This window comes from Ralstonia sp. SET104 (assembly GCF_003851545.1).
GTDB lineage: Bacteria > Pseudomonadota > Gammaproteobacteria > Burkholderiales > Burkholderiaceae > Ralstonia.
Genome location: NZ_BHVX01000012.1, coordinates 115,305 through 127,204, shown reverse-complemented (window position 1 = coordinate 127,204; position 11,900 = coordinate 115,305). Strand labels below are relative to the sequence as shown.

10 protein-coding genes are annotated in these 11,900 nt (G+C 64.9%); 9 read left to right on the top strand and 1 reads right to left on the bottom strand.

Annotated features, from left to right (window positions below):
* Nucleotides 1-2 precede the first annotated feature (2 nt).
* The 5 genes from PSUB009319_RS16255 (at nucleotide 3) to recQ (ending at nucleotide 6,002) form a co-directional block, all read left to right on the top strand.
* Nucleotides 3-1,724: a DUF2300 domain-containing protein gene (locus PSUB009319_RS16255; protein ID WP_124383243.1), complete on the top strand. Its 1,722-nt coding sequence runs from the start codon at nucleotides 3-5 to the stop codon at nucleotides 1,722-1,724.
* Between the two features lie 8 nt (nucleotides 1,725-1,732).
* Nucleotides 1,733-2,524, top strand: a complete 792-nt coding sequence (locus PSUB009319_RS16250) for a YfaP family protein (protein ID WP_260393008.1) — start codon at nucleotides 1,733-1,735, stop codon at nucleotides 2,522-2,524.
* A gap of 5 nt (nucleotides 2,525-2,529) precedes the next feature.
* Nucleotides 2,530-3,369 carry a YfaP family protein gene (locus tag PSUB009319_RS16245; RefSeq protein WP_124383241.1) on the top strand — a complete coding sequence of 280 codons (840 nt, stop codon included), beginning with the start codon at nucleotides 2,530-2,532 and terminating at the stop codon, nucleotides 3,367-3,369.
* A 25-nt stretch (nucleotides 3,370-3,394) separates the two neighbouring features.
* Nucleotides 3,395-3,985, top strand: coding sequence for a bifunctional 2-polyprenyl-6-hydroxyphenol methylase/3-demethylubiquinol 3-O-methyltransferase UbiG (locus PSUB009319_RS16240; protein WP_124383240.1), 591 nt, complete (start codon nucleotides 3,395-3,397; stop codon nucleotides 3,983-3,985).
* 103 nt (nucleotides 3,986-4,088) lie between these two features.
* Entirely contained in the window at nucleotides 4,089-6,002 is a 1,914-nt protein-coding gene (gene recQ / locus PSUB009319_RS16235; RefSeq protein WP_124383239.1) for a DNA helicase RecQ, read from the top strand.
* On the opposite strand, the gene PSUB009319_RS16230 is transcribed toward recQ, so the two are convergent.
* Nucleotides 5,999-6,913 (bottom strand): LysR family transcriptional regulator, encoded by a 915-nt coding sequence (locus PSUB009319_RS16230; protein WP_124383238.1) that lies wholly within the window; start codon nucleotides 6,911-6,913, stop codon nucleotides 5,999-6,001. The two genes, recQ and PSUB009319_RS16230, sit on opposite strands and share 4 nt — an antisense overlap.
* A gap of 99 nt (nucleotides 6,914-7,012) precedes the next feature.
* On the opposite strand from PSUB009319_RS16230, the gene PSUB009319_RS16225 reads away from it, so the two are divergent.
* From PSUB009319_RS16225 to fusA, 4 genes are all read left to right on the top strand, one after another.
* Nucleotides 7,013-8,272, top strand: a complete 1,260-nt coding sequence (locus PSUB009319_RS16225; protein ID WP_124383237.1) for an MFS transporter — start codon at nucleotides 7,013-7,015, stop codon at nucleotides 8,270-8,272.
* A 297-nt stretch (nucleotides 8,273-8,569) separates the two neighbouring features.
* Nucleotides 8,570-8,947 (top strand): 30S ribosomal protein S12, encoded by a 378-nt coding sequence (rpsL, locus tag PSUB009319_RS16220; RefSeq protein ID WP_003265519.1) that lies wholly within the window; start codon nucleotides 8,570-8,572, stop codon nucleotides 8,945-8,947.
* A 186-nt stretch (nucleotides 8,948-9,133) separates the two neighbouring features.
* On the top strand, nucleotides 9,134-9,604 hold the full coding sequence (gene rpsG / locus PSUB009319_RS16215) for a 30S ribosomal protein S7 (protein ID WP_004634470.1): 471 nt from the start codon (nucleotides 9,134-9,136) through the stop codon (nucleotides 9,602-9,604).
* Between the two features lie 114 nt (nucleotides 9,605-9,718).
* On the top strand, nucleotides 9,719-11,845 hold the full coding sequence (gene fusA, locus PSUB009319_RS16210; protein ID WP_124383236.1) for an elongation factor G: 2,127 nt from the start codon (nucleotides 9,719-9,721) through the stop codon (nucleotides 11,843-11,845).
* The last annotated feature ends 55 nt before the right edge of the window (nucleotides 11,846-11,900 follow it).

Sequence of the window (11,900 nt, the reverse complement as noted above, 5' to 3'; positions counted from 1 at the left end):
CGATGCGTTCCCGCCTGCTTGCGCGTGGTGTGCTGACCAGCCTGCTCTGGGCTGTCGGCACACTCGCGCTTGTTTGGCATGCTGAGCACGCCACCGCCGCGCCGGCTGGCGAGCCGCTTCGCTACGCCGCGCTGCAAGGCGACGAGGCCAGACTCTGGCAGTTCAGTGTGGAGCCCGCTGCCGGCATGCCGCAAGCGACTGCGTTGCCGCGCGATACCGAAACACCGCTCGGCAGCGTCTGGAAGCTTTTCGTCTACAGCTACCTCGTTTCGCGCCGCATCAGCACGCCCGACTACACATGCCACGGCAACGACGCAGAAGAGGTCTACTGCTGCACCGCAGGCAATAGCATCGACCGCGAACGTGCGCTCATCCAATCGTGCGGCCGCTATTTCGAGCCCGCACGTCTCGGTTTGGACCGCGCAGATTGGCGCCGCTTCTGGCAGCAGGCTGGATCGCCCATGTGGCTGCGTGACCTGCGCGCCATGCAGCCGACGCACCGCGTTCGTGTCACGGATCTGCTCACCGCGTTGCGCACCGTTCCCGCTGATGGTCGGGAGACCGCCGCGCAAACGCTCATCTCCGTGCTGACCGTTGGGCGCGGCGAGGGCACCGTGTCGAACTTCGGCGGTTTGCTGCGCGCCAAGACCTGGACAATGCCCGACCCGCAGCGCCCCGGAGCGTCTATCGGTGGCGCGGCCGGCTGGCTGGCCGATGGCACGCCCGTCTGGTTGGGCGGCGCAGGCTCGAGCAACCAAGTGCTGGCCGCCGCCGCACCACGCCTCACCCCGCTGATCGAGCAGACGCCCGTGCCCGACGACGATGCCTGCGTGGCGGTGGATTTCTTCGCGCGCTATCCCATCCGCGAAGTGCGCGACGCCAGCGGCAGACCGGTCGCTCCTGGCCGTCTGGAAGGCCGCTACGCCGTCCGCTTTGTCAACGGCAACACGTTGCCCATCGAGAGCAAGGGCGAATTGACGCTCGCCCGCGCGAACAACACACCCGTCATCACCGGTCGCCTGGGCATAAACGACTACGTGGCGCGCGTTGTCGAGCGCGAGGGCGAACTCGCTGAGCCGCAAGCCGCCCGCGCGCTGGCCGTGGCCGCACGCAGCTACCTTGTGCAACAGGCCTCGCGCGATAAGGGCTGCTACCGTATCGCCGACAGTTCGCGCACACAGCGCGTGCTGCCGCGCCCGCCGCGGACCAGCGCGCGCAACGCGGCCGAATTTACCGACACGCTGGTGTTGACCGGCCAAGCCGTGCAGTACCACGGCACCATCAGCGCACGCGGCCAGATGAGTTGGACCGCCGCGCGTGCCGCCGCTCAGCGCGGCCAGAGTTTCGACGCCATCCTCGCCCAGTGGTGGCCGCAGGCAACGCTTACGTCGTTCCAGAGCCCGGTGGCGGGGGATTGCTCGGCGGTGGCGGGCGCGCAGCGGTGGTTGCAGGCGCGCGCGCCGGGTTGGTCGGCGCGCTTGGTCGCCGAGCCCGGTTACGAGGCGCCGCCATTGCCCGCTGTATGCGTCGTGCACGAAGGCCGGCCGTACGCCGATGCGCGCCGCAACCGGCTCTATGTCCACCGGTTTGCCACCGAGGAGGACCGCATCGCGCTGACACACGAATATCTGCATCTGGCTTTTGCGCGACACCCGCGCGGCCAGGACGAACAGTTTGTCGAGGCGATGGCGCGTCGCCTGATCCGAGGGGAGGGTTTGCTGTGAAAAGTGGGATGACGCGCCTGGGGCTGGGGGCTGTCGCTTTGCTGCTTGGCGCCTCCGCGCTGGCTGAGCCGGTGGCTGATCTGGAGGGCCCGATCGGCGGCTGGCGTAACAGCAAGCTGACCAACGAGCTGGAGCAGTACACCGCCGCGTACCCGAAACCGCCGGTGGATCGGGGCGCGCAGAAGTACCGCACGCTCATCGCCGGGCGCATTCGTGCCGCCGGCAAGCAGCGCCGTCCGCCGGTGCTGGTCGTCAACGGCAACGCCATGCCGCTGTATGGCGACGGCGAAGGCCGCTTCGCGCGCCCGTGGGCATTCGGCCCTGGCTCGAACAGTGTGGAGATCGTCAGCCCCGACGGCCAGTCGCACCAGCGCCTGCAGTTCTATGAGGCCGACACCACCAAGACGTCGGCCAAGCTGCGCGCCATCCTCACCTGGGACGACCCGCGCGCTGAAGTCGACATGCACGTCATCTCGCCGATTGGCGATCACGCGTTCTGGGCGCAGCCGTTGCTGTCTGACGGCGGTGGGCTCGACGTTGACAGCGTCGATGGCGCCGGCCCCGAGATTTTCTCCACCGCAGCCCCGCGCCCCGGCGTCTGGCTGTTCTACGTGAACTACTGGGGCAACTTCAACGCCGGCGGCTACAACTTCGATGAAAAAGCGCACGACCGCGATCTCATCACCGCGCAACTGACGCTGATCTATAACGAGAACACGCCCAACGAGCGGCGCGAGTTCGTCAGCGTGCCGCTGCGCAAGATCGGCGAGCTGGCGCTGATGAGATCGATCCGCTTCTGACGCACATGACGCTTTTCACTTTCCGCCTCGCCGTTGCCATCGCATTCGCCACGCTTGGTGTGGGCAGCGTTTTTGCGCAAAACGATGCCGGCAACGTCGAGATCACCGCGCCGCTCAACGGCTGGCGCAACTCGGCCGGCGACGATTCACGCTACACGCAGGATGTGCATTACCCAGCCGTGTCGGTCTCGACGCCGCAGGGGCAAGGCACCGCCTCCATGATCGCTGGGCGCATCCGCAACCAGCCCAAGGCTGCCGCAGCAACGGATGACAGCAAGCCGCGCCGCCGCCGTGGTGCAGACGGTTCGTCGGTCGGCACGCTGGTCGTCAACGGCGTGGCGATGCCGCAGCGCATCGAGGCCGATGGCGCGTTCTCACGCCCGTACGCATTTGGCGCCGGCAGCAACAGCGTCGAGGTGCGCAGCGCGCGCGGCGACGCCAAGCGCGTGCAGTTCTACGACAGCTACGCTGGCAAACAGCGTCCGCGCCTGCGCGTGGTTCTATCATGGGACACCGATGGCACCGACCTCGACCTGCACGTCATCTCGCCCGACGGCCAGCACGCCTGGTACGGCAACCGCGTAGTCGAAAACGGCGGCGCGCTCGACGTGGACGTCACCACCGGCTACGGCCCCGAGATCTATTCGAACCCGGCGCCCGTGCCCGGCACGTACCTCGTCTACGTGAACTACTACGGCAGCGGCAATGATCGCAGCGCCATCACCACCGCCACCGTTACCATCATCACCGACGAGAACACGCCGTCCGAGCGCCAGCAGACCTTTGTTGTGCCGATGCGCAAGGCCGGTGATCTGACGCTGTTACGCAGTTTCACGATGAAATAGGAACCCAGGCACAGGAGCCGCCGCCATGGACACGCAGACCGTTGCCACCTACGACACCCTCGCCGAGACCTTCGCGCAGGAATGGCGCGAGCAGCCGGTGCCGGAAGACATGTACGCGCTGCTGCGACGCGAGTTCACGGTGGGTGGTGCCACCGCCGATATCGGTTGCGGCAGCGGGCGCGAGGTAGCGTGGCTCAATGCCAATGACTATCCGGCCGTCGGCTACGACGCCTCCGCAGGGCTGCTCGAAGCGGCGCGCACGCAGTATCCGGGGCTGTCGTTCCGGCAGGCGCAGTTGCCGGAGCTGGTGGGCATCGCCGAAGGTGCGTTCGACAACGTTGTCTGCGAGACCGTCATCATGCATCTGCCGCCCGAGCAGATCGGCACGGCGGTGCAGCGGCTGGTGTCGTTGCTCCGCCCGGGCGGTACGCTGTATCTGAGCTGGCGCGTGACGCCCGATGCCGATCAGCGCGATGGGCGCGGCCGGCTGTTCACGTCATTCGATGCGGCGCCTGTGCGTGAGGCGCTGGCCGGCACCGAGCTCGTTTTCGACGAGGCGGCCGTCAGCCAATCGTCGGGGCGGACGATCCATCGGATCGTTGCGCGCAAGGTTTGAGCGGCATCATCCGATTCCCCTGATTGACCACCCCTCGGCGGGGTTTGTCACAATAGCGGTTTCGCCCAGCCCGCGCGTGACATCGCGCGCACCCGCCGTCCCGATGTACGACTCTCCCGCCATAGATAACGCGCTGCAGGCGCTGCCCGAAGACACCGCCGCCGCCACGCACGCGGTGCTGCACGACGTGTTCGGCTATAGCGCCTTCCGCGGCCCGCAGGCGGAGATCGTCACGCACGTGGCCGACGGCGGCGATTGCCTGGTGCTGATGCCGACCGGTGGCGGCAAATCGCTCTGCTATCAGATTCCGGCGCTCGTGCGGCATCGGCGCGGGCAGGGTGCGGGCATTGTCGTTTCGCCGCTGATCGCGCTGATGCAGGATCAGGTGGCCGCGCTGGAAGAAGCCGGCGTGCGTGCGGCGTACCTCAACTCCGCGCTGACGGGTGCCGAGGCCGCCCAAGTCGAGCGGGATCTGGCGGCGGGGCGGCTGGATCTCGTCTACGTCGCGCCCGAGCGGTTGATGACGCCGCGCTTTCTGGATCTGATTGAACGTTCCCGCATTGGCCTGTTTGCCATCGACGAGGCGCACTGCGTGTCGCAGTGGGGGCACGATTTCCGCCCCGAGTACATCCAGCTCTCGGTGCTGCACGAGCGCTTTGCGCACGTGCCGCGCATCGCGCTCACGGCCACGGCCGATGCCGTGACGCGCGACGAAATCGTTGAGCGGCTGGCGTTGACGGATGCGCGCGTCTTTCTCTCCAGCTTCGACCGCCCGAACATCCGCTACACCATCGTCGAGAAGGACAGCGCGCGCAACCAGCTCCTGCGCTTCATCCGCGCCGAGCACATGGACGGCGATACCTGCGACGCCGGCATCGTCTACTGCCTGTCGCGCAAGAAGGTGGAAGAAACCGCGCAGTGGCTGGCCGAGCAGGGCATCCGCGCGCTGCCGTATCACGCCGGGATGGACTCTGAAGTGCGTGCCCGCCATCAGGCGATCTTCCGCAAGGAGGAGGGCGTTGTGATGGTGGCGACCATCGCCTTCGGCATGGGCATCGACAAGCCCGACGTGCGTTTCGTTGCGCATCTCGACCTGCCCAAAAGCCTGGAAGGCTATTACCAGGAAACGGGCCGCGCTGGCCGCGATGGCATGCCTGCCAACGCGTGGATGGCTTACGGTCTGGCTGATGTGGTGCAGCAGCGCCGCATGATCGATGAATCTGATGCCGACGACGTGCACAAGCGTGTATCGACGGCCAAGCTCGACGCGCTGCTCGGTTTGGCGGAATCGGCCGGCTGCCGGCGCGTGGCGTTGCTCGCCTACTTTGGTGAAGCGAGCGAGCCGTGCGGCAACTGCGACACCTGCCTCACACCGCCGCAAACGTGGGATGCCACACGCGAGGCGCAGATGGCGCTGTCCTGCGCGTACCGCGTGCAGCAGGCCAGCCGCATCAGCTTCGGCGCGGGGCAGCTCATTGACATCCTGCGCGGCAATGCCACCGAGCGTGTCAAGCAATGGCATCTCGAAACAGTGTCGACCTTCGGCATAGGCAACGAATTGTCGGAAGCCGCGTGGCGCAGTGTGTTTCGTCAATTGGTCGCGCAGGGTTTGTTCGCTGTCGACCACGGTGGCCATGGCGCGCTGATCCTGACGGATGCGGCACGCCCGGTGCTCAAGGGGGCGCAGTCGGTGATCCTGCGCCGCCAAGCCGAGAAGGTGCGCGGCTCGTCGGCGTCCTCGTCGAAGAGGGAGCGTCGCGCTGATCCGGCCGCAGAGCTTTCGGCGGACGCGCAGGTGCGCTGGCAGGCGTTGCGCGCCTGGCGCACGCAGGCTGCGCGCGAGCACAGCGTGCCGGCCTATGTGATCTTTCACGACAGCACGCTCGCACGCATTGCGGAGACTGATCCGGATTCGCGCGAGGCGCTTGGCGAGCTGCCGGGCATCGGAATGGCCAAACTGGACCGCTACGGACAAGCGCTGCTCGACGTGCTGGAGAAGTGCCGGGAAGCCGCCTAGTCCGGCAGCGGCCCCATCACCCCGGTGTGAGCCAGATGCTCCGCCAGGAAATCGACGAACGCCCGCACCTTTGGCAGCAGATGCACGCGCTGCGTGAACACCGCATGCAGCGGCACCTCGCGCGCCGCGTAATCCGTCAGCACCGCCTGCAACTGTCCTGCCGCAATGTCATCGCGCACCAGATACGCCGGCCCCAGCGATACTCCCAATCCTGATCGCGCCGCCTCGCGTAGCACGAGGCTGTTGTTGGCCAGCATCGAACCGCTCACGTGCGCAATGTGCCGCTGTCCGGCCGCGTCCGTCAGCGCCCAATCGTACGGCCCATCGTAGTTGGCGTAGACGAGGCAGTTGTGGTCGCGCAGCTCGTCCGGTGTTTTCGGAATGCCCCGCTCACGGAAGTACGTCGGCGCGCCGTAAATGACGTGGGCGCAGTTCGCCAGCCGCCGTGCCACGAGCGAGGAGTCCTCCAGCATGCCGATGCGGATTGCCACATCGATCCGGCCCGCTACGAGATCGGCGTAGCGGTCGTTCATGTCCAGATCGATCTGGACAGCGGGGTAGCGCGCTTGGAATGCGCCCAGCAACGGTGCCAACAGCGTCACCGCAAACGACGCTGGCGCCGACACCCGTAGCGTGCCGCGCGCCTCATCACGCAAAGCGGTGACCGTTTGCTCGGCCGTGTCGATCAGTGCCAGGCCCTCGCGGCTTTTCTCGAAGAACGCGGCGCCCGCTTCGGTCAGCGATAGGCGCCGCGTGGTGCGTTGCAGCAGGCGCGTTTCCAGCCGCGCCTCCAGCCGCGCCAGCGCCTTGCTGATGACGCCGCGCGAGACACCCATCGCATCGGACGCACCCGACAGGCTGCCGCGCTCCACCACCTGCACGAAGATCACCACATCGGAGAGCCGGTCCATATTTGCTCGCTTATGGAAACAATATGGCGCCAGAGGCTACCTTATTCTGCGCGAATCGATTGGCTACGATGGGGCGCTCTGACTCCTCGTCCCGACATCATGACGACCGAAGCGCCTGCTGTTGCCGTTTCCAACGCCCCGCCTATCGACCGGCTGCCACGCAGCGCCACGCCACTGTTTGCCGCTGCCGTCGGGCTGATCGTCATTAACCTGTTCGGCATCCAGCCGCTCGTCGCCGAAATTGCCACCAGCATCGGCTGGAGCACCGCCGCCACCGGGCTGCTGGTGACCGCCACGCTCATCGGCTACGGCATCGGCCTTTTGCTGCTGATGCCGCTGACCGATCTGCTGGACAATCGGGCGCTCGCCTCGCGCACGTTGTGGGGCGCGGTAGCGTCGCTGGCCCTGACCACCATCGCACACAGCGGTCAGGTGCTGATGCTGGCTGCCTTCGCCATCGGTCTCACGTCAACCGTCATTCAGATGCTGATTGCGCTGGCCGGGCGCCTGGCCGCCGACCACCGGCGCGGGCGCGTGCTCGGCGACATCATGATCGGCCTGAATCTGGGCATCCTGCTGTCGCGCCCGGCCGCCAGCCTGATTGCGGCGCAGTGGGGCTGGCGGGCGTTTTATGCTGCGTCGGCGGTGGCGATTGCCGCGCTGGCCGTCCTGCTGCCGCGCGTGATGCCGACCTTCGTGCCGCCGCGCACACTGTCGTACGGCGCACTGCTGGGTTCGTACGGTCGACTACTGCGCAACGAGCCATTGTTGCGCCGTCGCGCCACCATCCAGGCCCTGCTGATGGCTGCGTTTACGCTGTTCTGGACGGCCGTGGCTTTGCGGCTCGCAGCGGCGCCGTTCCATCTGTCGCAGAACGGCATCGGTATCTTCGCGCTGTGCGGGGCGGCGGGTGTCGTGGCGGCGCCCATTGCCGGGCGACTGGCGGATCGCGGGTTGGTACGCATGGGTACGCTGCTCGCGCATGGCAGTGCAGCGATGGGGCTGCTGCTGGCGTTGGCGTCGGCGCTGGTGCCCGGCCTGAGCGTCCCCGTCTTGTTGGCGATGCTGGTGGGCGCCGCTTTGCTGCTCGATTTCGGCGCCATTGGCGACCAGGCGCTCGGCCGCTACATCGTCAACACGCTGCCGCCGGAGATTCGCGGGCGCGTGAATGGCCTGTACACGGGGGCGTTCTTCTTTGGCGCAGCCGCAGGCGGCGGTTTAGCCGGAGTGGCTTGGGCGCGAGCCGGCTGGGTCGGTGTATCTGTTCTGGCGCTTGGGTTTGTGGCGACGGCCGCACTCGTATTCGTGTGGCCCGCACGTGTGCCGCGTGCCATTAGCACCACACCGCGCCGCTGCTGACCTGCATCGCGCGCCGTCAGACTGGTGGCGCGCTTGACGCTTGCCAGACAGGTCGCTATAGTGCCAGATTCGAGTTTTTGGCTTCTGGCTTCGCACGTCCATGCCCGGCAAAGCGCTGTGCAAGGCATCTGAACCAGACGGGCTCGCGCTCTTTGGTCTTGATCTGTTCCCGCAGATCCTCCCTCCAGAGCGTTCTGCTCGCCACTTCCATCAACTCGATTGCGCCGTCCGCCTCACAAATGAGGCGTTCACGTTATGTGAGCCGGCGATTTTTCAAAAACCAAGCTGGATTGAACAATGCCAACCATCAATCAACTGGTTCGCAAGCCCCGCGTCTCTGAAAAGCTGAAGAGCAAGAGCCCGGCACTTGAGAACTGCCCGCAGCGTCGCGGCGTGTGCACCCGCGTGTACACCACGACGCCGAAGAAGCCGAACTCGGCACTGCGTAAGGTCGCCAAGGTGCGCCTGACCAACGGTTTCGAAGTCATTTCGTACATCGGCGGTGAAGGCCACAACCTGCAAGAACACAGCGTCGTGCTGATCCGCGGCGGCCGTGTGAAGGACTTGCCGGGTGTGCGTTACCACATCGTGCGCGGCTCCCTTGACCTGCAAGGCGTCAAGGACCGTAAGCAAGCGCGTTCGAAGTACGGCGCGAAGCGTCCGAAGGCGGCCTAAGCCGTCACTGGGATCGGCCCGCGTTTGCGGTCACGGTCTTGTCATGAGCAGGCGGTACAACGGTGCGTTTTTTGACCGCACTGGCACCGTCGAGTAAGTGGTCACCCGGCTCAGATTGTTGGAAAACAAGCTAGTTGGTGGCCGGAGAACCGAAACGGTTCTCAACTGAACAGAGAAGGAAAGAAGATGCCACGTCGTCGTGAAGTCCCCAAGCGGGAAATTCTGCCGGACCCGAAGTTCGGCAATGTGGAAGTCGCCAAGTTCATGAACGTCCTGATGCTGGACGGCAAGAAGTCGGTGGCTGAGCGTATCGTCTACGGTGCGTTCGACCAGATCGAGAAGAAAGCAGGCAAGGCGCCCATCGAGGTGTTCACGCTGGCAATCGGCAACATCAAGCCGGTGGTCGAAGTGAAGAGCCGCCGCGTTGGTGGTGCTAACTATCAGGTGCCGGTCGAAGTCCGGCCGTCGCGTCGTCTGGCATTGGCGATGCGTTGGCTGCGGGAAGCTGCGAAGAAGCGCAGCGAGAAGTCGATGGCCCTGCGTCTGGCTGGTGAACTGCTCGAGGCCTCGGAAGGCCGTGGCGGCGCCATGAAGAAGCGCGACGAAGTGCACCGTATGGCGGAAGCCAACAAGGCGTTCTCGCACTTCCGCTTCTAAGCGACTCACGCACGTTGTTGGTTGCTGGGCGGGCTGTGTGCGCACATCTCGCCCATTTGTATTAGGGGCGTTCGCCATGTGGTGGCGCCCCGTTGACGAATCAGAGGATTAACCGTGGCTCGTAAGACCCCCATTGAGCGCTACCGTAACATCGGTATTTCCGCTCACATCGACGCCGGCAAGACCACCACGACCGAGCGGATCCTGTTCTACACCGGTGTGAACCACAAGATCGGTGAAGTGCATGATGGCGCTGCCACCATGGACTGGATGGAGCAGGAGCAGGAGCGCGGCATCACCATCACCTCGGCTGCTACCACCGCCTTCTGGAAGGGCATGGGCGGCAACTACCCCGAGCACCGCTTCAACATCATCGACACCCCGGGCCACGTGGACTTCACCATCGAGGTGGAGCGTTCGATGCGTGTGCTGGACGGCGCGTGCATGGTGTACTGCGCAGTGGGTGGCGTGCAGCCGCAGTCGGAAACCGTCTGGCGTCAGGCCAACAAGTACAAGGTGCCCCGTCTGGCGTTCGTCAACAAGATGGACCGTACCGGTGCGAACTTCTTCAAGGTCTACGACCAACTGAAGACCCGCCTGAAGGCCAATCCGGTGCCCGTGGTGGTGCCGATCGGCGCCGAAGACGGCTTCCAGGGCGTCGTCGATCTGCTGGAAATGAAGGCGATCATTTGGGACGAAGCCAGCCAGGGCGTGAAGTTCGAATACCAGGACATCCCGGCCGAACTGCAAGCCACCGCTGAAGAATGGCGCGAGAAGATGGTCGAGTCCGCCGCCGAAGCCAGCGAAGCGCTGATGGAAAAGTACCTGGGCGGCGAAGAGCTGACCCGTGCTGAGATCGTCAAGGCACTGCGCGATCGCACCATCGCCTGCGAAATCCAGCCGATGCTGTGCGGCACCGCGTTCAAGAACAAGGGCGTGCAGCGCATGCTCGACGCCGTGATCGATTTCCTGCCGTCGCCGGTCGACATTCCGCCGGTTCAGGGTATCGACGAAAACGACGAAGAGAAGAAGCTCGAGCGCAAGGCTGACGACAACGAAAAGTTCTCGGCGCTGGCGTTCAAGATCATGACCGACCCGTTCGTTGGTCAACTGATCTTCTTCCGCGTCTACTCGGGCAAGATCAATTCTGGCGACACCGTGTACAACCCGGTGAAGCAGAAGAAGGAGCGTCTGGGTCGTATTCTGCAGATGCACGCCAACCAGCGCGAAGAAATCAAGGAAGTGCTGGCCGGTGACATCGCCGCGGCGGTGGGCTTGAAGGACGCCACCACGGGTGACACGCTGTGCGATCCGAGCGCGCCGATCATTCTCGAGCGCATGGTGTTCCCGGAGCCGGTGATCTCGCAGGCTGTCGAGCCGAAGACCAAGGCTGACCAGGAAAAGATGGGTATCGCCCTGAACCGCCTGGCCGCTGAAGATCCGTCGTTCCGCGTGCGTACCGATGAAGAATCGGGTCAGACCATTATTTCGGGCATGGGCGAGCTCCACCTCGAAATTCTGGTCGATCGCATGAAGCGCGAGTTCGGAGTTGAAGCCAACATCGGCGCGCCGCAGGTTGCCTACCGCGAAACCATCCGCAAGAAGGTTGAAGACGTCGAAGGCAAGTTCGTCAAGCAGTCGGGCGGCCGCGGTCAGTATGGTCACGCAGTGATCACGCTGGAACCGGCAGATGACGAGGCGAAGAAGGCAGGCAAGAACTTCGAATTCGTCGACGCCATCAAGGGCGGTGTGATTCCTCGCGAATACATCCCGGCGGTTGAGAAGGGTATCGTCGACACGCTGCCGGCCGGTATTCTGGCGGGCTTCCCGGTGGTGGACGTGAAGGTCACGCTGACCTTCGGTTCGTACCACGATGTGGACTCGAACGAAAACGCGTTCCGCATGGCTGGCTCCATGGCTTTCAAGGAAGCCATGCGCCGCGCCACGCCGGTTCTGCTCGAGCCGATGATGGCTGTGGAAGTGGAAACGCCGGAAGACTACACGGGTACCGTGATGGGCGACTTGTCGTCCCGCCGCGGCATCGTGCAGGGCATGGACGACATGGTGGGCGGTGGCAAGATCATCAAGGCCGAAGTCCCGCTGTCGGAAATGTTCGGTTATTCGACGTCGCTGCGCTCGCAAACGCAAGGCCGCGCCACGTACACCATGGAATTCAAGCAATACGCTGAGGCACCGAAGAACATCGCCGAAGCTGTGATGGCTGCCAAGGGTACGAAGTAATCAACGTGTTTTGGGCGACGCGCGCGTGCGTGCCGCCCCCATCTAAATCTAGCAA

Coding starts and splice junctions, on each gene's coding strand:
- PSUB009319_RS16255 (WP_124383243.1), top strand. CDS start 3: ATGCGTTCCCGCCTGCTTGCGCGTGGTGTGCTGACCAGCCTGCTCTGG.
- PSUB009319_RS16250 (WP_260393008.1), top strand. CDS start 1,733: ATGACGCGCCTGGGGCTGGGGGCTGTCGCTTTGCTGCTTGGCGCCTCC.
- PSUB009319_RS16245 (WP_124383241.1), top strand. CDS start 2,530: ATGACGCTTTTCACTTTCCGCCTCGCCGTTGCCATCGCATTCGCCACG.
- PSUB009319_RS16240 (WP_124383240.1), top strand. CDS start 3,395: ATGGACACGCAGACCGTTGCCACCTACGACACCCTCGCCGAGACCTTC.
- recQ (WP_124383239.1), top strand. CDS start 4,089: ATGTACGACTCTCCCGCCATAGATAACGCGCTGCAGGCGCTGCCCGAA.
- PSUB009319_RS16230 (WP_124383238.1), bottom strand. CDS start 6,913: ATGGACCGGCTCTCCGATGTGGTGATCTTCGTGCAGGTGGTGGAGCGC.
- PSUB009319_RS16225 (WP_124383237.1), top strand. CDS start 7,013: ATGACGACCGAAGCGCCTGCTGTTGCCGTTTCCAACGCCCCGCCTATC.
- rpsL (WP_003265519.1), top strand. CDS start 8,570: ATGCCAACCATCAATCAACTGGTTCGCAAGCCCCGCGTCTCTGAAAAG.
- rpsG (WP_004634470.1), top strand. CDS start 9,134: ATGCCACGTCGTCGTGAAGTCCCCAAGCGGGAAATTCTGCCGGACCCG.